We start from the raw sequence: 23,328 nt of genomic DNA, 5'->3' as shown, positions 1-23,328 counted from the left end.
TCTAATTGCCGCCCTTTAAAATTACTTGCTTAACTGTTTTTGCAATAATGATCAAATCTAAATAGAAATTCCTTTTTTCAACATAAAAAAGATCATACTTTAGTCGCTGCCTTTCGCTGCCAGAAGATCGGATGGTACACTGGGAGAGCCCAGTGATACCTGGAATCACCGAATTTCTTTTATCCCAATCAACTTTTTGATATAACTCGACTTGAGCTTCTACATTAGGTCTCGGTCCTACGATACTCATATCGCCGAACAATACGTTAAATAACTGAGGCAATTCATCGATACTCGACCTTCTCAGAAATCTGCCGACCCTTGTAATTCTTCGGTCATCAATTGATGTACTATAAGAGCCTATAGATTCAGCATTAACGACCATCGTTCTAAATTTAAATATTCGAAAAACTTTACCGCCTTTACCTACTCGACTTTGTCTAAAAATTATCGGTCCGCAATCATCAAATTTTATCAAAATAGAAACTATTACTAACAAAGGAAATAATATAATTATAGCTAACAACGCACAAAAAAAATCAAATGTTCTTTTCAAGGTTTTTTCCCACAATTCTATTAATAGTAGAGATCAACTGGTCGTTGTAAAAATCAATAACACTTGGAGACTCTCCTCTTAATTTTTGTTCTTCGGCCCTGAGCCTAGATAAATTATATTCGAAATTGGCATCCCTTAACTCTTCTATATTTTTCGCTCGCTTATGGAAAGCTCTTGCCAGAATAACGCTAGACGAATTAAGCCTTATGTGTTCAGAGAGAACCAACTCTGCAGGTAGTTCACCTTGTCCAATACACGCAATCCCCCCAAATCCGAATGGTTTTCCAGATTGTTTTACTTTTTCAACCAACTCTGACAACAACCCCGTAGCTAATGGCTCAAACATGAATGACATACCGAGATCTCGGTGTAAATCATTCAAACCTATATAGACCTCGGTGACGCCCTTAACGTTGGCGATTTCCAAGATACAATTTGATGATTTTGCAGTCTCAACTAGCGGAATGAACTGACACCTATTATCAATTAACTCAGATACAAATTTCACTTCACTGACTGAAGTAAACATTGGTAACATTATTATGTCAGCCCCTGAAGACAAAACGCATTCAATTTCGTATTCAGTATTCTCATGAATGGGGTTAATTCTGACTAAAAGTTCAGATTTACTTAACACCGTGCGTAATCTAGAGACATCCTCCAATGAATGGTCGCTAATAACAGTGTCTAAATGTCCCTGCCTCTCATATTTTCCTATTTTTTCCAAATCCAAAAATATTCTGTCGACTCCACAGCTCTGAGCAAATTGAGCTACTTGTGGGCTATTTGTTATTAGCATCAGCTTCATTCTATTCACGTACTAACCTCGTATACAAGCCTGGCACCCCGTATTGTAAAAGTGGAATAAGGTTTAATGATATATATATTACAGTAAAAATAGACACCCAAACGAAAGAAAAGTCTTGATAACTAAACGTAAAATTATAGAGCACTGATGTAAAAAACGCAGTTGATAACATAATTAAGTTACCTTTTCCAACAATGGAAAATTTTACGTAATGTTTAAAATTCAACACGACCAACAACGAAATTGCGATGGACAAATAACCAATATTCATAGCTATTAATGCATTTATCGACGAAAGTTCTAATAAATATATACTGACAATACAAATAACTATATTGATTGCTAATATCCATAATGGCGTTGAGTTATCCCTCTTAGCAGCAAACGCAGCAATAATAAAACTAATTAGTCCTTGTAGTCCTAACGAAAATGAAAAAACCTTAAAAAACATTGCAACTGTATTTATGTCTTCTTGAGTAAAACTCCCTCTACCGTAAACCAACTCAACGATGAAAGTAGAGCAATTATATGATATTAGTGTGATAACAATAGATATAGCAATGATTATACAAGTTACATTAGTAAATGTATTCGAAAAACGTAGGGGTTCCAAAGTCTCAGATAGCTTAGGGAAGAATACAATTGAAAAAACTGTTAATACTACGCCTAACGGTAAATCAACCAGCTTCATAGCAAAGCTAGATATTGCCAAATACCCTTCACCATCCAAAGATATATATGCCCTTATCAATATAGGAAAGCTAAGTGTTGCTACGCAACCCAATACACAAAATGAGTATTGCTTTGCCAACTCTTTATCTACCAAATCCGTTCGTAAAACTGATGATAGATGAAAGCTATCTGGTCTACTATAGTAAAACAAAAGTAGAAATCTTATAGATGCCGCAACTATCACAGCCATACTAACATACATAAGTACAGAGTTAATAACACCAAAATAAGAATCAAAGTAAAAGTAAAATATTATAAAAAGTATTACCACGGCGTTAAAAATAAGAGTGCCCAATGCAGCTACGAAAAATTTATCATTCGAATTCAAAAATGCTGTAGTTACACCTGACATTACTATTAATGGAATTGAGTATAAAACAAAGTTAAGACTCTGAAGAAAATCTTCGCTGACCACATTAACAATTCCAGGTGATAACAAAGATAACAAGGTTGTAGGAAAGAACGATATAAAAAAACTAATGGCTAAAAAAACAAAAAAAGAGATAAGCAAAGCTTGTATATAAAGTGCACTTCTATCATCAAAATTATGACCCTTGAATCTTGGGATTAATACTAAGCCAATAGCACCCCCAACTAATATATTAACGACAATATCAGGAATAGTAAGCAACAGGATTATCATATCAGCGTTCAATGATATTCCAAAACTAGAAGCTACTATAACATCTCTCAGGAAACCAGATACTCTACCGAGAAATAGAGCAAATGAAACGCTGAGTCCAACTAACAGTACTTTATTCATTCATATTATTTCTCTTATTGTTCAAGGTTAACTTATAATAACCTTGAACAATGATGATAAATTACACAACAGAAAATTTCAGATTCCACTGCCCATTAACGAACTCCCATAATTCCTTATTTCGAAATTTTTCTACCGTCTCATCAAACTGTTCACTTGTAATCATATGAAAGTTTAAAAAATCTTCAAGATCGTTAAAAGGCTTTTCATCTTGTAGTTTATTAACAATCTTAACAGCATCTTCACGAGAAAGACGATCATTCCAAATGTCATAACAAGTTTGATCTGTCGCGCGCCAGAAACCGAATTTCAAATACTTAAACCATATGTTTATTTCGCAAAGCTTCTCATCAATATTATCATAATCTAAGTAATTGCCCGGTAACGGGCCAGCACGCCGACCTGTAAATCCTCGTGGCAGAACAAACTCATAATTCTGGCGACCATACCATTTCACAAAGTGTCCCAAGTAAATACTTTGCACACCGGCTTCTTCAAGCTTTTTATAGTCAGGATATTTGTAGAAAAATACATCTCGTTCGGATACATCATCATCGAGCCAATCAAATACAGTTTTCTCTTTGACAAGATCGCTTTTGTTGATGGCTAAAGCGGATGGCTTACTCTCGCTACGCTGTAAACCTCCGAATTCAAAGGCAATATCTTCCCCCCAAACAACAAGCGGTACTTCATAGATTAAAGCTGTATTTACAACGCTTGAAAACATTGCGCAGTGTTCAGCCCAATTAGGCTCACCTTGGCGTAAAAAGCATTTTTGACGGATTTTTCTGAAGGTACTAGGTTTGATGGTAATTTTCATATGATCAACGTTCAGATCTTTGATCATATTATTTAAATTATCTATGCCCTCAGTAGTTGGTAAGTGCGCTGCGAGTGTTACGCAGAGTACTTTCAACCCAAAATGTTCGGCTAGCACAGCTGCCTGATACCAACTGTCTTTGCCACCACTAACAGCAACAATACAGTCGTAAAATGGATGATTAGCTTTTTTGATATCTTCAACAATCAGTTCAAGATCTTTAAAACGTGCATCCCAGTCGATAGTCGCTTTAACTTCTTTAGTGCGGCATGCGTTACAAAAACCACGCTCATCCAACCAAACTCCGGGCTTTGTATCCGGCATAACACAATTTGAACAAAACTTCATATCTTAACCCTCGACAGCCTTATAGTTGCGCTTATCCATATAAGTCCGCCCTAACAAAATGTAGTCATTGAATGATGATTGGTCTTCAAGCAACTCAGTTAGCCTATATTCTCTAGGATCAACTACTTCAAGTTCCTGACCGGTCTTTAGGTTGATCTCATTCGCTAAAACACTACCTTTACAAACCCAGCTGCCATCCTCATTTTTTTCCCAAGCAGAGGGATCACGGAATTGGTCAACAATTGAAATAAATTCTTCTTCTGACAAACCAACCCAATCTAGAAAAGAATCAAGCGCTTTAGGTTTAACTTCAATGTATTTTTTTATCAGTGCTAAGCCTTCAGACTTACTAATTCGCTTCAAGCGTATATCACGAGCGACATGATCAGAAACCTTGGCATAGCCAAATTTCAAATATTTAACGTAATCGTGCACGCTTGCATTATTGAAACAATGAATTGATTCATACGTATTGTATGTACGTTCTTGGGTATGGGTCTCATAACCAAACTTGCTGATAGCACTTTCTATTTGTTTTTGAGAATCCCAAAACACATAGTTACCAATATACAAACCACGAACTCTGGACTTCTCTAATTGAGCGTCTGAAGGGTAAGTGAATGCCTGTAGGTCTTTGTGTGTGACTCTATCGGAAACGCCAATTAAAGATTCCGCATCGACACAACGCATCGCATGTTCTTTTCTGACTTTTTTTGTCATCTCAACACGGTCATGATGGCTAAACATACCCACCTGATCCAACCAACCATTTACACCCCAGATAATTAATGGGATATCTAGCTTTGTGGCTACCTGTACCGGAAATGTTTGACTCCCTGCCAAAACATGCCAGTACATATCGCCAAACTTCTGCAAAGTGATTTTGGTTATCTCTTTGATGGTGTCGGGTCCCACTGTAGACATCATATGATCACAGTCCAGTTCAGTGATCAAACGCGCTAGATTTCGTACACCAACTTTGGTACTGAAATGAGTGTTATAAGTAACAAGCAATGGATTTAACCCATACTTATTTTTTATTAGATCAACGACAAAAAAATCGTCTCCAGTCCCGACAACTGGGATGACGCAGTCATAAGATGTTCCGGCTCGCCCTTTATACTGAGACAATAAAGCGTCCAGTTCTTTTTCTTTGACTGTCCAGTCAATTTGATATTTTTCTTCATGGACACGGCAACCACTACACACGCCTTGGTCGTCCAGAATCAAATTCAATGCATGATTTTCTGGATACAAACATCTGTTACAAAATTTCATTTTTCAAACACCTTAAAATGGCCGTCCGAGGATATCCAAGGAAAAATCTTCATATTTTACTTCGGAGCTCAAACGTACTTTAAGCCCAGAACTGCGCATTTGAGCTTTAGCTGCAATAGTGCTGTGTTCCATGTGCTGGAAAATGTTCGCAGCTGCCACAGCCTGGCACCCACCTTTATTGACAGCATCAGCTAAATGCTCAAATCGGCCGACACCACCTAAAGCGATAACCGGAATATTAACTGAAGAACTAACTTCTTTAAGTAGTTCAATGTCATAACCAATACGACTGCCGTCGCGATCTACCGAGTTCAATAAGATCTCCCCCGCACCGGCTGCTTCAATCTCTTGCAGATGATGTTTCAGCGCAATACCACACACAGTTTTGCTTAGATAATCATACACCGCATAACCAGAGTCAGTTTTCGCTACATCAACAGATACCGTAATACACTGATCACCGAAAATTTTTGAGGCCTCGGTAATAAATCCAAGGTCGTTGCGCACAACAGAATTAATGCATACTTTGTCAGCACCAGCTTTGAGTAGGCTTTGGATATGTTCTAATGTTTTGATACCTCCACCAACTGTTAGAGGGACGAAACACTCCTTAGCAGCCCAAGTTACTAATTCGACATTAGGCGCTCTTAGTTCTTTGGTAGCATCGATATCGATAATAACAATTTCATCAACATCCCAATTGACAAAAAACTCAATCGCAGTTTTTACATTGCCTATGGGCAAATACTTATTAAAGTTAAAACTTTGAACAACCAAATCATTTTTAGTAATAATACAAGGAATCAATCTCGTTTTAAGCATTGCGTTGTCCAACCATTGAACTTGCCCATTTGAAGAAGCTACTTAATGCTAGCAAACCATTTTTCTGACTTTTCTCAGGATGGAACTGCATTCCTACAACGTTATCTTTTCTCACTGCAGCAGTCATCATGCCCCCATAATCAAACTTTGCCATGGTGTACTGGTCATCACACACTACGTGAAGGCTGTGTACGAAATAAAAGTCTTTATCAGTATGGAGATAATCAAAAATAACATCCTCAGGCATCAAAATTAAAGAGTTCCAACCTATATGAGGAACCCTTAAATTGCCCTCTGGATGCATATAAGTTACTCTACCGGGAATCCAACCTAGCCCCTTCGTAATTTCCTTTTCTTCAGAAACATCGAACAACAACTGCATACCAAGACAAATACCTATAGTTGGTTTTTTCAACTCTCTCACAGCTTTGTCAAGCACGGAGATCAACCCCTTTTCAGAGAGTTTTTTCATCGCATCAGGAAAAGCACCTACGCCAGGTAAAATTATGATGTCCGATGCTAAAATCACACTACTATCGGCAGTAATCACAACATTATAATCTCCAATATGTGCAATCGCATTTTCGATCGACTTCACATTTCCCATCTCGTAGTCGATGATCGCTACGTTCAATTTATCAGCCATATGTACCACCACCATTACATCGAGAAACCATCATCAACGATTATATTTTGTCCATTAACAAAACCAGACATCGACGAAAGTAGAAAAACAATTGACCCTAATACATCAGACACGTCCAACATGCCTTTACCTAGAGTCTCCTCTTTATAGGCTTTAAGAAAATCGTAAGGCTGATGGTCGAAGATACCGCCAGGACTTACTAGGTTGACTCTGAATTTACTGTTTGCGACGTATTTTGCCACATAACGTGACAAATGGATAAGACCTGACTTGATAGCGGCATATTCGACTGGCATAGTCATTTTGGTGTTGTTGTAAATACTGAATTTTGGCGGGATGACACCATAAACAGAAGATATATTGACAAGTGAAAACTCTGTCTGATGTTGCTCAAAATATCTTGCACATTGCTGCATAAATAAAAATGAAGACCCAAGATTCAGAGAAATATTTTCATTAAAATCAGCCTGAGCAACTTCAAAAAAGTGTTTACCATAATTCTTGTTTCTTGGATAAGAACAATTAACAGCTCCTGTAATCCCCTCTGCCGAGTCAAAAAATTTGATCACAGCAGACTCTTCAGACAGGTCCAATATAAATTTTTGCAAAGCTGTGCTATTTATATCCACTCCTGACTTGGATAGCTTATCGTTTAAACTGGCTAGATCTCGATCGATTGCAATGACCTCTGCGCCCTGCTGTATCAGCTTATGGACAAGTTGAGCGCCCAGTAAGCCTGCAGCACCAGCCACTACTATTTTTTTTCCTTCAAGCATCATTTAATTTTCTCTTCACTATCGCTTCTGCCAGCATGAAATCATAAATATCATCAATGTCTACAGCCCTGTCTTTCGGAACGAGTACACTGGTAACTTTTCCATCAAACAACGCATTTTTTTCAAGAACAAATTCAGGTTTCGCGGCGTAAACTACTGTTGTGATATCAAAAACTTCAGGAGCATCTTGCCTTCTATACACACCAGTTGTAGGCCTGTTAACTAACTCCACATAGCCATCCTCGTTCTGTTTCACCATATTGAAATATGGACTACGATTTGCTGGTGTAACGGAAATACAGATATCGGCTCCAGTATCTAAAAGTTGTTTTATGGCAGAACTAATATCGGTTTCATCACGAAGCGGGCTAGTGGCAGGTAAGCTGACAAACACATCAAAATCACCATAACTAGCTCGAACGTAGTCAATAGCATGACGCCAGGATAACCATTCTGGACTTGTGTCTGTAGCAAGCTCTGCTGGACGCTCAATAATTTCGGCACCAACAGCCCGCGCAACAGAAGCTATCGCAACGTCGTCAGTGGAAACAAACACTTGCTCAATACCTGCTGTAGCTAATGCTGTTTCGATTGAATATTGGATAAGCGGCTTACCATCTAGAGGTTTGATGTTTTTTTGAGGCAGCCCTTTTGACCCCCCTCTTGCAAAGATGAATGCTATAGTTCTCACGCCATCCTTCCCGATTTATTAAAGTGTTTTGCATCCTCAATCAATTTGACCACCTTTGAAGCAGTTTCAACTGTTGCTAGATGTGATATGCCAGCATTTTTGACGTTTTCAAAAGCTTGCAACATATCTAGATACATACCGTTTTTATTGTATTCCGGTTCTGAATACAAAGTTTCAGTTCCTGTTGCATGAAATAATGTGACTGAGTTTGCGATGAGATCCCACACCAATCTACCTTTTTCACCAATAAATTCACAGTTACGTTGTGTAGATTTTTGAATAAAATCAAGATGAACTGAAATGTAGGTACCAGATGTGGTTGTAAGAACCAGATCAGCTATTTCTTCAACACCTAAATCAAGCTCATCTGTCGTACGCAGCCAACTATGCTGTAATTCCAAATCGTCAAAAAACCAAAATAGGTAATCCAGCTCATGACTGAGCTCTAGCAAGGCTCCGCCACCAAGTTCTTTTTGGGCTGAAACAGAGTCTCTATAATTTTTATCTTTACGCCATCTAGGCAAAAACTGCCCAACATTAGATTCAATATTGTAAACATTGCCTAATGAACCTGAATCCAGATAGTGTTTTACGATTTGGGCTGAAGGTAAAAACCGCAAACAATAGCCAACCGAAACCATATTTGCATCTAGTTCTCGGATGCTGGCAAGTAATTCATCACATGCATTTACGCTATCCGATAATGGTTTTTCAACAAGAACAGGTATACCTTTTTCTATCAATATTTTAGCTGTAGTTACATGGTAAGGTGCTGGCGACGCAATAATGGCATAAACTGGTTTTTCTGCCAGCAACTGATCCAAACTAATAACAGCATCTGCATATTCAGGTACTTCGTTGTTACGTCCACTCGCAGAAACTGAATAAATTTTAGCTTCTGGATGTAAGAATTTTAGATTAGCAATATGGCGCTTGGCGATACTACCCATCCCAATAACAGCATAACAATTCATCTCAGAACTCCAAATTCATAACGTCTGTTTGAGCTCTGTTGTAATCTTCAATTCGACCAATATCAAGCCAGTATTCATGAATTGGAAACATGAGTACATTTGCATTTTTATCAATAAATTGTTCAAGTAGCGAAGGCATATCTATCCTGAAATTCTGCTCAACTGAACGCCAAACTTCCGGACTAACTACATAAATACCAGCATTGACAAAAAAACGTTGAATTGGTTTTTCGACCATGCTGATGATTTTGTTACCGTCACCATTAATAACACCAAACGGCACTTGATATTCATAGTCTCGCACACACATAGTCGCTGCAGAGCTATGCTTATTGTGAAACTCTAAAACTCGTTCAAAGTCGACATTGGTCAACACGTCGCCATTAATTAAAATCAATGGTAATTTTGGCGCACTATCCGGTAATAACCCTAAAGCACCACCTGTACCTAGTGGGATCTCTTCATGCACATATGTTATTTTTATATTCCATTTTGAACCATCGCCGAAATAGTCTCTTATCATTTCAGGCATATAGTGAGTCGAAATATAGAAATTTTCAAAACCTGCTTTGATAAAACTATTCAACAATATTTCCAAAATAGGTTTGTCGCCGACTTTCAATAACGGCTTAGGGCAATTATCCGTTAACGGCCTTAATCTTGTGCCAAATCCTCCAGCCATTAAAAAAACAGGGTTTTTATACTTAGCCTGCTGACCAACTCTTTGTAAGGTTTCTATACCTGCTACCGTGTCGCCGTCGAGTAAAGGTATCGCAAGTAATTGCTTTTCTTCCATATACCTTACAAGTTCTTTCCGCGCAGTCCCTAGTTTAGCTGTACAGGGCTGAGTATTCATTACTCTACTTACTGGACTAGAAAGACTCAAATTTCTTAATAACCCACGTCGAACATCACCATCTGTTACGACCCCTAACAAATGATAAGCATCGTCAACCACTAGTGCGGTTCTAAGTGAACCTGTGTCTATCTTCCTCAGGGCTTCAAGAATAGGCTGTTCAGGTTTAATTAAAATTTCCTTCCAGTCATAACTCATTTACAGATCCTTTATCGCAAAAATGGCCTAGCAACGTATAAAATTTTGTTGCTATCTAGATTTTTTGTGACTGTAGCTCCTGCGCCAACAAGGGTACATTCACCAATGTGGAGACCTTGAATAACTCTTGCTCCGGTGGATATATGAACATAATCACCGGTATCGACTGCACCACTTAACACTGCGCCTGGAGCAATGTGATTATGCTTACCAATCACACAATCATGTTCGATTATAGAGCCAGAGTTTAGGATAGTTCCTACACCTATCGAAGCGTTCGCATTGATGATACATCCAGGCATTACTTGAACACCTTCAGCTAAAAATGCGAATTCAGATACAATAGCCTTAGGTGACACCAGAGTCATAAAACTATAACCGTGTTGTTTAAACTTCTGGTGCACTTTAAACCGTACTTCCTGTCCTGGTAGTGAACCAATCGCATTCACCAGCAATACTGAATCCTTATCAAAGGACAATACGTCATCATCTGAAGAATACCAAGTAAGGCCTTCAAACACCGCTAGTGGTTTTGGTTGCTCTTTTGACACTATTCCCAGTACGGTACAGTTGAGCTGTCGTAAAATGTCAATCACAACAGCGGCGTGGCCGCCAGCCCCTATCACCAAAACAGCTTTATTCAAAAACTAAGTCTCCAGTTCTATAACTTTTGGCAGCAGTTTTGTTTTGGATTTCCCAGAATTGATATGGACTAACCCCGCTACCGGGCCTTTTAACCGCCAGATCGTCAGCGCTCATAATCTGACCAGCTGCAATGTCACGAGCTGCAACAATACTCTTTCGCGCTGCGGCTTTATTTTTCATTTCAGAAGGTCTTGGTCCTTTAATACCATCACCCAAGGTCAATTCTACTGCGCGGATAGCGTCAACCATAGCTTTGAGTTCTTGTGGATCCAATGATGCTTTATGATCTGGCCCTTCCATATTTTTATCCAGCGTAAAGTGCTTTTCGATCAAGATAGCACCACGAGCAACAGCCGCTATGGGTACAACAATACCTTCACTGTGATCTGAATAACCGACTGGCAAACCAAAAGAAGACGCTAAGGTATCCATGGCGCGAAGATTAATATCGACCAGCGGAGCTGGATATTCAGTAGTACAATGTAAAACGGTCACTTTATCTCTAAGTGCCTTTTTCCCTGCATCAGAAAAATAAGCGGCTTGAAATGCGTCGACCGAGGGCAGAGCTTCCACGGGAGCAGTATAACCAAACGCAATAACACCTAAAACGGATTCTATCTCGGCCAGGGTCGCCATACCTGTGGATACTATTAAATCACAGCCAGTCCGCGCATGTTGCAGTACCAAGGGGGCATTAGTAATTTCACCTGAAGGAATTTTTAATCGGGCGAGTTTTAAATCATTTACTAAAAACTCAAGGCTTTCAATATCGAAAGCAGTGGATAAAAATTCAATACCCAATTTTCCACAATACGCTACTAACTGATGATGGACTTCGTAGCTAAGTTCAAGGCGACTTAACATGGCAAGTTGAGACTCCTGCTTACCTGTATTCGCTACTTGGTAATCAGCTTGCTTAGCTTGTTCTGTAACTAAGTTTTTGGCTTTAAAGGTTTGAAACTTAACAATATCGGCGCCAGCTTGATGCGCAGCGTCGACGAGTTTAAACGCCAAAGCTTCGTCACCATTATGGTTCACACCCGCTTCTGCAATGATTAGAGTCATGCTGCCTCACTCAATCGGTTCAAAGGGTAAGTCATAGAATGACTTACAAGGTTCAAAATGAAGTGATTTTATCATTGCAATCACTTGCGCACTGCTATCACCTTGGCCATAAGGATTATCGATCACTTCACCGTCAGCCTTATAGCCTCTGGTAATGGCCGCTTGAATTGCTTGTTCAATCTCTTCTTTAGATGCCCGGCAATGCAAGACACTTTTTGCGGCCAAACGCCCTTGCTGACGCACGCCAATATTCACCGTCGGTACATCAAAAGCAGGCACTTCAATAATGCCACTGGAAGAGTTGCCAATCACAACGCTAGCATGTTTCACCGCGCTGAGATAACGCACTTGCCCTAAAGAAGGAACAGCAAGCACACGCTGGGGATTTGCGGCGGCATACGCTTCAAGCATTGGGATGATACGACGTCCACCATCATCTGCATTCGGATAAGTGAGAATAATTTGATGCTCAGGATACGAATCCAGTGCATCCAGTAACGCTTGAAAGCTGGTTTCTGGTGCTTCTTCACCCAAGGTAACGGGATGGTAGGTCACCAAGAAGTACCGCTGAGTCAGAGCAAAGTTGAGAGATTGCGCCAGAGCAGGCACATTCATGAACTGAGCGCGTTTAAGGTGGTCAAGCCCAATAGCGCCGATATTTTTCACACGCTCCGGTGCTTCCCCTAACTGGATAACGCGCTGACGATACGCTTCGGTCGAAGTACCATGCAGATAGCTCAACTTGGTGATCGCATGACGAATGGCGTCGTCATACGCGCCCTCGGTAATTTCCCCACCATGTAAATGAATCACTGGAATACGCAGAATCATGGCCGTTTGTGCCGCAGCCAAAGCTTCAAAACGATCGCCAAGAATCACCAGTACGTCTGGTTTAAGCCTTGCCAAAGCATCCGCAAACCCCAGTACGCCCAGCCCCATGCTTTTAGCTGTACCTACCGCTGAATCTGAGGAAAGCAGGATTTCGATTTTTTCTTCGATATGAAAACCATCTCGCTCAATTTGCTGATAGGTTTCACCAAACTCTGGCGATAAATGCATACCAGATACCAGCAATTGAAGTTGAAGATCAGAATCGGCTTGGATGTCTTTTAAAAGCCAAAAGAGCAGACCATATTCTGCTCTTGTTCCGGTAAAAACGGCGACTTTTTTCTGATTTTCGCTCATGTTCGTTCCCTCACCTAAGCGCCAACCTGCGTACTCGGTAAGTTAATCAGGTGTGCTTCAATGAATTCTGAATGGGTCAAATCCCCACGCAGGGCTTGTTCGAACATTGGTAAACGGTGCATTAACTGCCAAATTGGGCGAGTCATTACGCCAGCGGCATTAGTTTGCTCAAGCAGTTCATTGCGCTGCTGTGTATCTGCGCAAATGATGGCGTTGAGCCAGTAGTTTGACTGTGCGTATTCTGGCTCGACCACAAACGTCACATCGCTGCTGGCGAAAAACGCTTGGTATTGATGTGCCAATTGGCGCTTTTGCGCCAGATAGCCTTCCAACACTTCCATCTGCGCGCAGCCCAGCGCCGCATTTAAGTTCGGCATGCGGTAGTTAAACCCTGGCTCATCATGGAAGAACTCATACGGGTGCGGCACTTTCGCTGTCGTAGTCACGTGCTTAGTGCGTCTACCCGCTTCTTCACTCCCGCAAAGCACCATACCGCCACCACCTGTTGTAATGATTTTGTTGCCGTTGAAACTCACCGCGCCAAAATCACCGATTGTCCCTGTGTGCTTACCCTTGTAAAACGAACCTAGGCTTTCCGCAGCATCCTCGACTAACGAAATATTCCATTTCAAACAAACAGCAACCAGTTCATCCAATTCTACCGGATGACCAAAAGTGTGCATTGGCACCACGGCTTTGATTCTTCCGCCCGTTTGCTTATGGATGCAACCTGCCTCAGTGACTTGCGCATTCTCTTCTAAGAAAGCACTCATCGCTTTAGGGCAAAGCCCCAAGCTTACAGGAGAAACATCCACAAAAATCGGCTCGGCACCCATGTGATAAAGCGCATTGCAAGTTGCAACAAACGTCAGCGCTTGTGTGATCACGAAATCACCACGTTCAACCCCTGCCATGTAAAGGGCGGCGTGCAAGGCGGCGGTACCGTTGACCGTCGCCACCGCCTTTGGAGTACCAGTAAACGCTTCCATTTTACGTTCAAACTCATCGACAAACTTACCGACACTGGAGACAAACGTGCTTTCAATGGTTTCCATTACATACGCTTTCTCATTGCCCGCAAAAGTAGGGGCATGCAATGGAATAAAATCTTGGGTTTGGTATTGGTCGCGTACAAACTCAACCAGTAACTGTGCGTTCATTCTTCTTCACCCTTACATCTTGCTATCGAGGTATTTGCCCGTTTCTTTATGACCGAAGTCAGGGATCATCGTAAAGAAGAGCGCCACAATCTGCTCTTTGCTCCAAGCTCGTTGATCTTTCATTTGGGCAATTTGTTCTTCAAAAAGACTCAACAGATCCGGTTGATACAGAGGTTCATTTTTGATGATGCCCAAATTTTCAAAACGTGCCATATCAAGCACTTCTTTATCAGTGAAAAACTCTTCGAAATCCTTTTCACCCGTTGTATCACTTTCGGTGAAAAGACAAGGCCATTTGCCTTGTGCTGGTAGCGTTTTCGCGAGTTCACGCGCTTCATCTTCATCCGCGCATAAATGCGGCTCGTAGCCTCTTTGCTTTAGGTATTTCACCGCAATGTCTGCAAATGTAATCAGATGCAATGCTTCACTGAGTTTCGGGAAGAAAATGTCGCGATTTTCACCAAAAATACACGACATCAAACACAGCTCACCCGATTCTTGAGGAGTGACAAAATAACGTTTGATATCGTTTGGTGCGACAATCGGCTGATTTTTTTGGATACGTTGGTTAAAACCATGCAACAGTGAACCATCAGAAAAGGCCACGTTAGCAAAACGCGCAGTTGAGATGGCAATTTGCTCACTCTTACGCATCAAGAACATTTCCATAATGCGTTTGGACGCCCCCATCATATTGACGGGGTTTGCCGCTTTATCCGTCGAGACACAGAAGTATTTTTTCACACCAGCATCAATAGACTGTTGGATCGTTTTGTCTGTATTAAGGACGTTGACATCGATCATACGCATCAATGTATAAGGATCTTTTTCACTTCTAACATGCTTAAGCGCCGATAAATTCAGCACATAATCAAACTTACCATCGGCTTTAATAAATGCGTCGTACTCTAAAGAACCAATGTCTAAAGCAAATGTCTGGAAATCACCATCGATGTAGCCAAATGAGCTGCGGATATCTCGAACTAACTCAACCATATTGTTTTCACTGATATCAACAACATGCAACTTCTTAGGATTACGTTTAAAAATTTCTTTAGTTACCGCTTGCCCAATTGAGCCAGCACCGCCAATGACCAGGAAACTTGACTCAGAAACAATGCGTGACAGTTCTACTTCATGGCTGTAAATATCTTGAGTAAACAACGCATCAGTACGGCCAATCAATGGCAAAATCTGGTTCATTTACGATACCTAACTTAAATTATTCATGGGTTTTATCTCAGACTTTTTCTGTGTCTGAGACACATATTTGTTAAAATGAGAAAGCCAAAACTGACATTCTCAATGTAATTGCATGATTTCGCCTAACTAGCCAAACTGGCCCCAATAGGCACTAACCTAGTAGCTAGGTTCTAAGTGCGAGGTTATTCATTACGAAATACAAACCGAACTAATATAATAGCAACGCCAAGTATTCCACCAAGTAATGTTCCCAATACACAAATCAGAGCTCTCTTCGGCTTGGCCTTTTCTTCGGGTACCAAGGCTGGGTCCAAGGTTTTAAATACATATTCATCACGCACTTCGGCGAACATAATGGTTTTCGCCTGCTCTTCTATCAGTTTATATAAAATCGCGCGGATATCTGCCACAGTAGTCAGTTCAATTTGCTTGTTCAAAAACTCAGTGCTTCGCATGGCCTCGGCTACATCACGCTCTTTCATTACACGGTTGATGTCTGAAATAATCCAGTCGACCCACTGTTTGGCCATATAAGGTGATTGGTGTTCAATAGATACGGTAATCATGCCAGTTTCTTTGGCCTTGCTGACAAATAAAATCTTCGAAAATTCCTTAGCGGCTTCTTGCACTGAAGGTTCAGGCTTTAACGGTGCTTTCACTTCCCTTACCCAGGATTTGGTGTCACTGTTATAAAGTACAGGGTCGAAAGACAGGCTATTATCGGCCATATTCCAGGCATCAACAGCCATCAGCTCGGGCAGTATCTGGTGCTTTTGAATAAAGTCGCCAAGGAACTGACGGGACTTAATCACCTGTATTGCCAAATCAGTTTTATCACCTCCGCCGCCACCGAGGTTAATGCCCGCCATACTGGCAAGGCCACCAAACTGGCCTGCGAGAGCGGCCAAACCGCCACTGCCCTGCTCTGCCTCTGTAGGTGCCAGCAAAGCGTCAGCTTTATAAATATTGGGCTGATTGATGGCAAAGATTACTGAGCCAATAGAAAATAGTGCTGTAATGGCGATGATGAGCCATTTGCCTTGCCAGATGACAGAAAAAAGCTCGCGTAAGTCGATTTCGTCTTCCCGCGCTATTTGCGGGAATTGGGCATCACTGTAGTTTTGATGATTTTGAATTTGATTGGTCATGTTCTTAGGTTCTAGGTTCTAGGTTCTAGGTTCTAGGTTCTAGGTTCTAGGTTCTAGGTTCTAGGTTCTAGGTTCTAGGTTCTAGGTTCTAGGTTTAAAATTGTAATCAGCAGCATCTTCTTTCACACTGCCTTTTCGAATTTTTATCAAGCTTGCAATCATTGCAGAGATTTCCTTGGCTTCTTTTATTAGCAACAAGCCTGATTCTTTCTCGACAACACCGATCTCTATAGCAATATATAACTGAGTGACAAGTTCACCTGTAGAGCCCTTTGCAAAGTAGAGAAACCTTGCAGACTCTGCCTGAGTTTCTCTTTTTTCACCCTCAGCAATATTTGAAGCAATAGACACTGCTGCACGTGTCATCTGATCTCTAAGGCCAAAGTCTCGACAGTCTTTAAGTGCTTTATAGATAAAGCAAGATAAACGGCATGCACGCTTCCATACGTCAAGATTCTCGAATTTCATACCTATGACTTTAGGTTTTAGATTCTAGGTCCTAGCGCCTCTAAGAGGCGTCCTAGAACCTAGTTCCTGAACTCGCTTCACGAGTTACAGCCCTGAAATCGTTGCTACTGCCACTGCTGTGTTGTAGATGATCTGAGTAATCTGGCTCCATAGCGTCAGGTTATCTTTATACTCAGTATCCAGCGGCACTATTATGGTATCACCAGCCATCAGCTCGTCTTCGGCGCTGAACCAGAATGAACCTCTCGGTAGCATTACAGAACCGTTTGCTTTGATTACATAAGTACGATCATCATCGGCACGCTTACGGGCTCCACCTGACATAGCTATGTATTGCTGCAGTGTGATGCCATCTTTGTAACGATGAGAAGTCGGATGCTGAACTTCCCCCATCACCGCAATGGTTTGACGAGTTGAAGGTACATAGAGCACGTCATCCTGCTCGAGTTGGATGTCGGCTTCAGTTACGCCAACAGACAATGCCGGCAGATCCACCACAAGGCGGCCTACAGCTTCAATCATCTCAAGGTCTTTGAGCATTAACTGAGCTTCGCTGTAGTTCAGAACATTTCCATCTTTGGAAACACCACGGGTAGCCAGATCACGGCGCAGTTGGTCAGCCAGCTTTTTAATTTCTATTTGCTCTTGCTTCCGCACGCTCTCACGCACAAATACCGCCGAAGGCAAGTAGGCAAAATCGGTATACCCACCCGCCCTTGCAATCACTTCCGACAGAGTCTCACCGCGGCGAATACTGTAAACACCTGGGAACTTCACTTCGCCGCGAATTTCTACGGATTGAGTTTCCTGCCACTCAGGGGTTGTCATTACAGTAAGGCTGTCTCGGCCTTGCAGGCCCAGGTTCTCTTCTCCTCCCGAGAGAGCAGCTGCTAAATCGATGTTGATATGCTCAAGAGTAGAGCCATTCGCGTCTATATTAGTACGACTCAACTCAGCACGTACCGTGTATGCGCCTTCTTTAAGCCCACCCGCGGCCTTTACAAGCGATTTGACCGATGCGTTTTGACTCAGCGGATAGACACCTGGGTGACGAACCTGACCGGCTACAGAGACAAGCTTTGCGCCCTGGCCTGCACGGCTTTGACTGGTAAGCTTAGAAACAACTGGATAGAGCAATTCTTCACGGCTCATCACCCCGGAGAGGCGGATAAGGTCGCGGTCATCGAACAAATTGGCCAGCATTTTTGCCACTTCGTCGGCAACCAGTTGTTCTTCTTCTGCCTTATCCTGGTCAACTACGACCCCAGCCAATTCTGTGCGTGACTTGAGCTTCTTCTGATTGATGCTACTGAAACCTGCTTTAAAGATATCCCCTTGGATAAGCGAGTCACCTTTAAGCTCACTAACCTTGGCCACGCGGCTCTTTACCAGACGATTCAACTCATAACGGTTTTGAGTATCATCGCTGAAGCTGAAGATAACAATTTTGTCTCTGGCAGCAAGCTGAAGGTTTTCAGAAGATGCAGGGGTTGAGATTGCGTGTCCGGGGGCAAATTGTAATACCTCAATATCACCGAACTGATTGACTTCGCGAACAACCAAGCCAAAGTCAAGATCAGCGTTAACCTCTAAGTCGCCCCAAATTGAAGGAAGAATGTCACTTACGCGCTTACCCTGTGCCCACTGATATTTACCAGGGCGAACTACGGCACCAACGACAGTGATGGCATTATCGAATTGGGCTGACGCGCTTTTAACCCGGATGTAGTCTCCAGGCTTGGCAGAAACAGACAAACCTTTGGCAGAAGTTAAATCCAGATTGATGAGTGTTTTGAGACCATCTGAGCCGAAACGCTCAAGCACACTTTGTTTGGGGTAAGCACCAGGCATGAGTCCCGCTGCCATGCTGACCACATCTTTTACAATCTCACCCCTTTTAAGCTCATAAATGGCAGGGCGACGTACTTCACCGTCAACAGACACCAAGCCGCCAACCGCAGGAATAAACACCACGTCACCGGACTGCAGACGAAGGTCTTTGGATGCATCACCTTTAAGGAGTAAATCGTAAAGGTCAAGTGAACCAACCAGCTTACCGTTTCGCTTGAGCTGAACGTTACGCAGCGAGCCAATCTCGTTGATACCGCCGGAAACGAATAACGCCTGGGTAATAGTTGACAGGCTGGATACCGTGTATGAGCCAGGCTTATAGGCATCACCTGCAACGAAAATTCGGATTGAGCGCAGCTCTCCCATGGTGATGCTGGCCTGAATACCAATCATCGACTTGGCAATTTTATCCAGCAACAGGCTACGGGCTTCAGAGAAACTCATGCCAACCAAGGAAATGGGGCCTAAATCAGGGAACTGCACTGTACCGTCACGGCCAACGGTGAGGCTGAAATTCTTATTCTCTTTGCCGTAGAGCTGTACATTGAGAGTATCGCCCGGGCCAATTTGATATTCGGCAGGTACAGGCGCATCCGAAACTGGCGCAAAAGTGGAAGGCTCTCCGGCAAACAGTTCGTATCCGAAACGCTTAAGCTCGCCTTTTGACGCATCCTGTGAGAAATCTACCTGGTCGTCTTTAGCTTTCGTCTTACCTTCGATGTCCAACCCCCGTTCTGACAGTCGCTCAGACATCAACTCCGGTTGTTCCAGCCTTTTGCCACCTTGGGTAGTACCGCCAAGCATGGACGGATCGATACCGTACTGGCGTGCAATACGCTCCTGCTCAGACTTGGGCAGGTTTTTAAACTGTTCAATCATCTGCGGTGACGGAGTTATCGCCGCGCTTGGTCCCCCAACCAAAACCAGCGCACCAACGCTGGCAATCATCAGTCGTTTTAGTTGTTGTAACACCAGATGTCTCCGTTTTTAGGTGATTAAACGTAATGAAATAGATTTTTAGCGTTGGAATAGGCTATCCCAACCTCAAGCATGAACTTTTCAGTTCTGTGACATTCAGGCACGCGACCTAGCCGCATGGCGCCCCAGAGGGGCTTATGACATGCGTCCTGCATGTCACCCACCGGGCCAGCTAAAGCTATTAGTGATTGCTCCGGGCAATCATTTTCGGCGTCCACTAACGAACAGAAACAGTTCTGTTCGCAAATACGTCCATATCATATACAGGGGCCAGTTCGGCCTCCATGCCTCTCGCTCGAGAGCTTATGGCTGCGCCATTCTCGCCCTTCAGCCACGCTACCGTCCGCGTGGCGCCCCAGAGGGGCTTCGGCGTCCACTAACGAACAGAAACTATTCTGTTCGTTGCCCTTCAGGCACGCTACCGCCCATGGATTTCGGCTTCCAACGTGCCCCTCGCGATGCGAGATCTTGAATTTTCAGAGAGTTGTGAATCACCTAATGCAAAGCACTTGCTTGAGGCTATATCACAACTCATAAAGCACAGAGGTGAAAGTCAGTTTCATCTCTGTGCCGAAAAACTATCGAACCTTGGGATTCTACCCCACGTTCAGTCGTGTTTCAGTCGAAAAAACGACCAAACAACATGATAAGCGTCCGATTTTTAAACACTTTTGGTGACAAGATTTTGTCGCCAACTTTCAGTGAGCCCTAACCAATTGTACTGACTGAATTTTCCCAGCCATAAAAATGACAAAAGCCACAGCTACTATAGACGCTGCTATGGCAAATGTCTTACAACCTTTGAGGGGGCTTACGCACATATACGGGAAATGCTGGACTGTTCCACATCAAGCTGCTTTTGCTGTCCCATAAACTCAAACAACACCAAACAGCGCTTAAGGCCATCCTGCTCAAGAAAGATGGCTTCCAAATCGGTGAAAGGACCTTCACAGAATTTAACCTTGTCTCCGGAACGCAATGCAACTTCTTCAGGCAGCTTTTCGAGCTGCAGTTCACGCCTTTTAATGGCGCGAATAAGTGAGTCTTCCACCGGTGTCATATCTTCACGGCAGCCCACGATACGGGCTACGCCGCGGGTGGCATGGATACTGCGGACACTGGTGACTGAGGGGTCAAAATTCAGAAACAGATAATTGGGAAATAACGGAGATTCGGCGACAGAAACCTCACCACCCTTGGTCCTCACCTGCCGACGATACATCGGAAGATAAGTTTCCAGGTTTTGCATTGCGAGATTTTGCTGCGCCCGCGCTTCATTGCGGGGCTTACAGTAAACGAGATACCAAGCCTTCATCTGTCGTCTCTTTACGGTTGAGTGACGTCCCTTCACGGCCGTAGAGCATACCAAAACCAACCCTTCTTTTGAACCAAAATTTAACGCTCAAGATTGTCTGTTCAGCAATCGTTCAATTGCCCCCAAACCCGGCGCCATCGGTTAAATTAAACTCGGCGAACCGCCGGTAAAATTGACACATCCAGCCTTCAAAGGGTATATAAAGGTGGCCTTTTTGGCTAAATTCCGACAAATGTCGGTGTAATTATAAAAATCACGTAAAGGTGCCTTAACGTTTCAGGTAATAAGAGACATACAAACTTCAAGTAACACAAACACTTGAGCTAATGTGTTTCCAGCCGGAATGAAAGCATCGTTTAATTTTTCTGCAAGACCGATACTTGCGGGCAATCACAAGCTTAAGGTGGAAGACTTAATGAGCGTAAATTCCCAAGGTACGATGCTCGGGCATCCTAAGGGGCTGTTCCTCCTGTTCACCACAGAACTCTGGGAACGATTCAGTTACTATGCCATGCGCGCCATTCTGGTGCTCTATCTGGTAGATAAAGTACAAAGCGAAGGCGGACACGGACTGGGCTGGAGTCAAGCCGATGCCATTTCTCTTTACGGTACTTTCACTGGTCTGGTTTATCTCACCCCCCTTATCGGCGGCTGGCTCGCTGATAACTTCCTCGGACAACGTAAAGCCATCATGATTGGTGGTACCCTGATGGCCGCTGGTCAATTTATTCTGGGTACGCCACACGCATGGGTTCAAGGCATGGAAACTGAAGTTTTCTACCTGGGCTTGGGCGTTCTTATTCTGGGTAACGGCCTCTTTAAGCCCAACATCTCTACCATGGTGGGTGACCTGTATCAGGAAGGCGATCACCGCCGTGACGGCGCCTTCACCATCTTCTACATGGGTATCAACGTAGGCGCATTCCTCTCCGGCATCATCGTCGGCTCAGTAGTGACGGCTTATGATGGTAACTTCCAGGCAGGCTTTATCTGTGCCGGTATCGGTATGGTGCTGTCGCTGATTATCCAGTTCCTGTTCGCACAAAAGCTGCTGGGCAACATTGGTACTGTGCCCGCTGCCAAGCTTGAAAAGCAAAAAGATGAAGCCCGTGGTCAGGTACGTAAAGAGCCACTGACCAAAATTGAGCGTGATCGCATCAAGGTCATCATGGTAATGGGTCTGTTCACCATCATCTTCTGGGCAGGCTTCGAGCAGGCCGGCGGCCTGATGAACCTGTTCACCAACGACTTTACCGACCGTATGATTGGCAGCTGGGAAGTACCTACTACCTGGTTCCAGTCACTGAACGCCATGTTCATTGTAATTTTTGCCCCTGTTGTGGCTTCCATTTGGGTTCGTCTTGGTGATCGTGAGCCTAACTCTCCGGTTAAATTCGCCCTGGGTCTTATCCTGCTGGGTATCGGCTTCCTGTTCATGATTGGTGCCGTTGTTGAGATGGGCGGTGACCCAACTGCCAAATCAAGCATGTGGTGGCTGGTTGGTGCCTACTTCTTCCACACCATGGGTGAACTGTGTCTGTCTCCTATCGGCCTGTCTATGGTGACCAAACTGGCTCCGCTGCGTATCGTATCGCTGATGATGGGTGCCTGGTTCCTGTTTATCGCCGCAGCCAACAAGATTGCTGGCGTGGTAGGTTCCTTCATTGGTCATGGCGGTGAGAAAGAAGAGCAGTTGGCCAACGCCATGTCTATCTTCGCTGGTATCGCAATTACCGCCGCCATTTCCGGTGTTATTCTTTACTTCATGGCTGACAAACTGGTTGACTGGATGCACGGTGCTGAGAGCAAGACTCATCACACCGAAGAAGAAGCGCTGGAAGAAGAAATTGCCGTTACAGGCGAGCATGAAGCGATGAAGCGCAGCTAATATTGATTCGGCAGTTTTTGCCGGGATTAAAAAAGCCTCCATCGGGAGGCTTTTTTATTGGTTTAAATTGGGCTTCTTGTTCAATCGCGACTCGGAATCTAAAAAGACAGCCGCAAACGCAATACTGCGATTTATTTCATCTGGGCCCACTGCT

The 23,328-nt window shown here is 43.1% G+C and carries 21 protein-coding genes; 1 reads left to right on the top strand and 20 read right to left on the bottom strand.

All coding sequences use genetic code 11. The features are described from left to right. Position 1 precedes the first annotated feature (1 nt). From MJ923_RS06180 to rfaH, 20 genes are all read right to left on the bottom strand, one after another. Complete coding sequence (locus MJ923_RS06180; RefSeq protein ID WP_240590354.1) at positions 2 to 556, bottom strand: sugar transferase; 555 nt, start codon at positions 554 to 556, stop codon at positions 2 to 4. Further along, positions 540 to 1,364 carry an aldolase/citrate lyase family protein gene (locus tag MJ923_RS06175; RefSeq protein ID WP_240590353.1) on the bottom strand — a complete coding sequence of 275 codons (825 nt, stop codon included), beginning with the start codon at positions 1,362 to 1,364 and terminating at the stop codon, positions 540 to 542. The genes MJ923_RS06180 and MJ923_RS06175 overlap by 17 nt, the downstream gene beginning before the upstream one ends. Before the next feature lies 1 nt (position 1,365). Further along, entirely contained in the window at positions 1,366 to 2,859 is a 1,494-nt protein-coding gene (locus tag MJ923_RS06170; protein WP_240590352.1) for a lipid II flippase MurJ, read from the bottom strand. Between the two features lie 61 nt (positions 2,860 to 2,920). Next, positions 2,921 to 4,027, bottom strand: coding sequence for an N-acetyl sugar amidotransferase (locus tag MJ923_RS06165; RefSeq protein WP_240590351.1), 1,107 nt, complete (start codon positions 4,025 to 4,027; stop codon positions 2,921 to 2,923). A gap of 3 nt (positions 4,028 to 4,030) precedes the next feature. Then, positions 4,031 to 5,305 carry an N-acetyl sugar amidotransferase gene (locus MJ923_RS06160; RefSeq protein WP_240590350.1) on the bottom strand — a complete coding sequence of 425 codons (1,275 nt, stop codon included), beginning with the start codon at positions 5,303 to 5,305 and terminating at the stop codon, positions 4,031 to 4,033. Between the two features lie 12 nt (positions 5,306 to 5,317). Continuing rightward, the gene (locus MJ923_RS06155; RefSeq protein WP_240590349.1) at positions 5,318 to 6,127 is read right to left on the bottom strand and encodes an imidazole glycerol phosphate synthase cyclase subunit; all 810 of its coding nucleotides are present in this window, start codon (positions 6,125 to 6,127) and stop codon (positions 5,318 to 5,320) included. Then, positions 6,120 to 6,773 carry an imidazole glycerol phosphate synthase subunit HisH gene (gene hisH / locus MJ923_RS06150; RefSeq protein WP_240590348.1) on the bottom strand — a complete coding sequence of 218 codons (654 nt, stop codon included), beginning with the start codon at positions 6,771 to 6,773 and terminating at the stop codon, positions 6,120 to 6,122. Before hisH ends, MJ923_RS06155 begins: the two co-directional genes overlap by 8 nt. A 14-nt stretch (positions 6,774 to 6,787) precedes the next feature. Further along, positions 6,788 to 7,552 (bottom strand): oxidoreductase, encoded by a 765-nt coding sequence (locus tag MJ923_RS06145; protein WP_240590347.1) that lies wholly within the window; start codon positions 7,550 to 7,552, stop codon positions 6,788 to 6,790. Continuing rightward, positions 7,542 to 8,240, bottom strand: a complete 699-nt coding sequence (locus MJ923_RS06140; RefSeq protein ID WP_240590346.1) for an acylneuraminate cytidylyltransferase family protein — start codon at positions 8,238 to 8,240, stop codon at positions 7,542 to 7,544. The genes MJ923_RS06145 and MJ923_RS06140 overlap by 11 nt, the downstream gene beginning before the upstream one ends. Further along, a complete protein-coding gene (locus MJ923_RS06135; RefSeq protein ID WP_240590345.1) occupies positions 8,237 to 9,214 on the bottom strand; it encodes a Gfo/Idh/MocA family protein in 978 nt (325 codons plus the stop codon). Before MJ923_RS06135 ends, MJ923_RS06140 begins: the two co-directional genes overlap by 4 nt. Position 9,215: 1 nt before the next feature. Next, on the bottom strand, positions 9,216 to 10,268 hold the full coding sequence (locus tag MJ923_RS06130; RefSeq protein ID WP_240590344.1) for a nucleotidyltransferase family protein: 1,053 nt from the start codon (positions 10,266 to 10,268) through the stop codon (positions 9,216 to 9,218). Positions 10,269 to 10,279: 11 nt separating this feature from the next. Next, positions 10,280 to 10,912 carry an acetyltransferase gene (locus MJ923_RS06125; RefSeq protein ID WP_240590343.1) on the bottom strand — a complete coding sequence of 211 codons (633 nt, stop codon included), beginning with the start codon at positions 10,910 to 10,912 and terminating at the stop codon, positions 10,280 to 10,282. Next, positions 10,905 to 11,978, bottom strand: coding sequence for an N-acetylneuraminate synthase (gene neuB, locus MJ923_RS06120; protein ID WP_240590342.1), 1,074 nt, complete (start codon positions 11,976 to 11,978; stop codon positions 10,905 to 10,907). The genes MJ923_RS06125 and neuB overlap by 8 nt, the downstream gene beginning before the upstream one ends. 6 nt (positions 11,979 to 11,984) lie before the next feature. Beyond that, entirely contained in the window at positions 11,985 to 13,163 is a 1,179-nt protein-coding gene (gene neuC, locus MJ923_RS06115; RefSeq protein WP_240590341.1) for a UDP-N-acetylglucosamine 2-epimerase, read from the bottom strand. A gap of 14 nt (positions 13,164 to 13,177) precedes the next feature. Then, the gene (locus MJ923_RS06110; protein WP_240590340.1) at positions 13,178 to 14,323 is read right to left on the bottom strand and encodes a LegC family aminotransferase; all 1,146 of its coding nucleotides are present in this window, start codon (positions 14,321 to 14,323) and stop codon (positions 13,178 to 13,180) included. Between the two features lie 12 nt (positions 14,324 to 14,335). Next, a complete protein-coding gene (locus MJ923_RS06105) occupies positions 14,336 to 15,526 on the bottom strand; it encodes a UDP-N-acetylglucosamine 4,6-dehydratase (RefSeq protein ID WP_240590339.1) in 1,191 nt (396 codons plus the stop codon). Between the two features lie 182 nt (positions 15,527 to 15,708). After that, the gene (locus tag MJ923_RS06100; protein WP_240590338.1) at positions 15,709 to 16,674 is read right to left on the bottom strand and encodes a Wzz/FepE/Etk N-terminal domain-containing protein; all 966 of its coding nucleotides are present in this window, start codon (positions 16,672 to 16,674) and stop codon (positions 15,709 to 15,711) included. An 81-nt stretch (positions 16,675 to 16,755) separates the two neighbouring features. After that, positions 16,756 to 17,142, bottom strand: a complete 387-nt coding sequence (locus tag MJ923_RS06095; RefSeq protein ID WP_240590337.1) for a four helix bundle protein — start codon at positions 17,140 to 17,142, stop codon at positions 16,756 to 16,758. A gap of 84 nt (positions 17,143 to 17,226) precedes the next feature. After that, positions 17,227 to 19,965 (bottom strand): SLBB domain-containing protein, encoded by a 2,739-nt coding sequence (locus MJ923_RS06090; protein WP_240590336.1) that lies wholly within the window; start codon positions 19,963 to 19,965, stop codon positions 17,227 to 17,229. An 817-nt stretch (positions 19,966 to 20,782) separates the two neighbouring features. After that, positions 20,783 to 21,286 (bottom strand): transcription/translation regulatory transformer protein RfaH, encoded by a 504-nt coding sequence (gene rfaH, locus MJ923_RS06085; RefSeq protein WP_240590335.1) that lies wholly within the window; start codon positions 21,284 to 21,286, stop codon positions 20,783 to 20,785. Between the two features lie 415 nt (positions 21,287 to 21,701). Here rfaH and MJ923_RS06080 point away from each other — a divergent pair, with 415 nt between their 5' ends. Continuing rightward, complete coding sequence (locus tag MJ923_RS06080) at positions 21,702 to 23,174, top strand: peptide MFS transporter (RefSeq protein WP_240590334.1); 1,473 nt, start codon at positions 21,702 to 21,704, stop codon at positions 23,172 to 23,174. The last annotated feature ends 154 nt before the right edge of the window (positions 23,175 to 23,328 follow it).

This window comes from Shewanella zhuhaiensis, assembly GCF_022484835.1.
GTDB classification, from domain to species: Bacteria; Pseudomonadota; Gammaproteobacteria; order Enterobacterales; family Shewanellaceae; genus Shewanella; species Shewanella khirikhana.
Note: the sequence above shows the minus strand (reverse complement) of the source record. Positions and strands in the feature narration are given on the sequence as shown.

Bases quoted from the DNA above. Each gene is read 5' to 3' on its own strand.
- MJ923_RS06160 (WP_240590350.1), bottom strand. From the start codon at position 5,305: ATGAAATTTTGTAACAGATGTTTGTATCCAGAAAATCATGCATTGAAT.
- neuC (WP_240590341.1), bottom strand. From the start codon at position 13,163: ATGAGCGAAAATCAGAAAAAAGTCGCCGTTTTTACCGGAACAAGAGCA.
- MJ923_RS06135 (WP_240590345.1), bottom strand. From the start codon at position 9,214: ATGAATTGTTATGCTGTTATTGGGATGGGTAGTATCGCCAAGCGCCAT.
- MJ923_RS06130 (WP_240590344.1), bottom strand. From the start codon at position 10,268: ATGAGTTATGACTGGAAGGAAATTTTAATTAAACCTGAACAGCCTATT.
- MJ923_RS06155 (WP_240590349.1), bottom strand. From the start codon at position 6,127: ATGCTTAAAACGAGATTGATTCCTTGTATTATTACTAAAAATGATTTG.
- MJ923_RS06110 (WP_240590340.1), bottom strand. From the start codon at position 14,323: ATGAACGCACAGTTACTGGTTGAGTTTGTACGCGACCAATACCAAACC.
- MJ923_RS06175 (WP_240590353.1), bottom strand. From the start codon at position 1,364: ATGAAGCTGATGCTAATAACAAATAGCCCACAAGTAGCTCAATTTGCT.
- rfaH (WP_240590335.1), bottom strand. From the start codon at position 21,286: ATGAAGGCTTGGTATCTCGTTTACTGTAAGCCCCGCAATGAAGCGCGG.
- neuB (WP_240590342.1), bottom strand. From the start codon at position 11,978: ATGACTCTAATCATTGCAGAAGCGGGTGTGAACCATAATGGTGACGAA.
- MJ923_RS06100 (WP_240590338.1), bottom strand. From the start codon at position 16,674: ATGACCAATCAAATTCAAAATCATCAAAACTACAGTGATGCCCAATTC.
- MJ923_RS06095 (WP_240590337.1), bottom strand. From the start codon at position 17,142: ATGAAATTCGAGAATCTTGACGTATGGAAGCGTGCATGCCGTTTATCT.
- MJ923_RS06080 (WP_240590334.1), top strand. From the start codon at position 21,702: ATGAGCGTAAATTCCCAAGGTACGATGCTCGGGCATCCTAAGGGGCTG.
- MJ923_RS06170 (WP_240590352.1), bottom strand. From the start codon at position 2,859: ATGAATAAAGTACTGTTAGTTGGACTCAGCGTTTCATTTGCTCTATTT.
- MJ923_RS06105 (WP_240590339.1), bottom strand. From the start codon at position 15,526: ATGAACCAGATTTTGCCATTGATTGGCCGTACTGATGCGTTGTTTACT.
- MJ923_RS06165 (WP_240590351.1), bottom strand. From the start codon at position 4,027: ATGAAGTTTTGTTCAAATTGTGTTATGCCGGATACAAAGCCCGGAGTT.
- MJ923_RS06145 (WP_240590347.1), bottom strand. From the start codon at position 7,552: ATGATGCTTGAAGGAAAAAAAATAGTAGTGGCTGGTGCTGCAGGCTTA.
- hisH (WP_240590348.1), bottom strand. From the start codon at position 6,773: ATGGCTGATAAATTGAACGTAGCGATCATCGACTACGAGATGGGAAAT.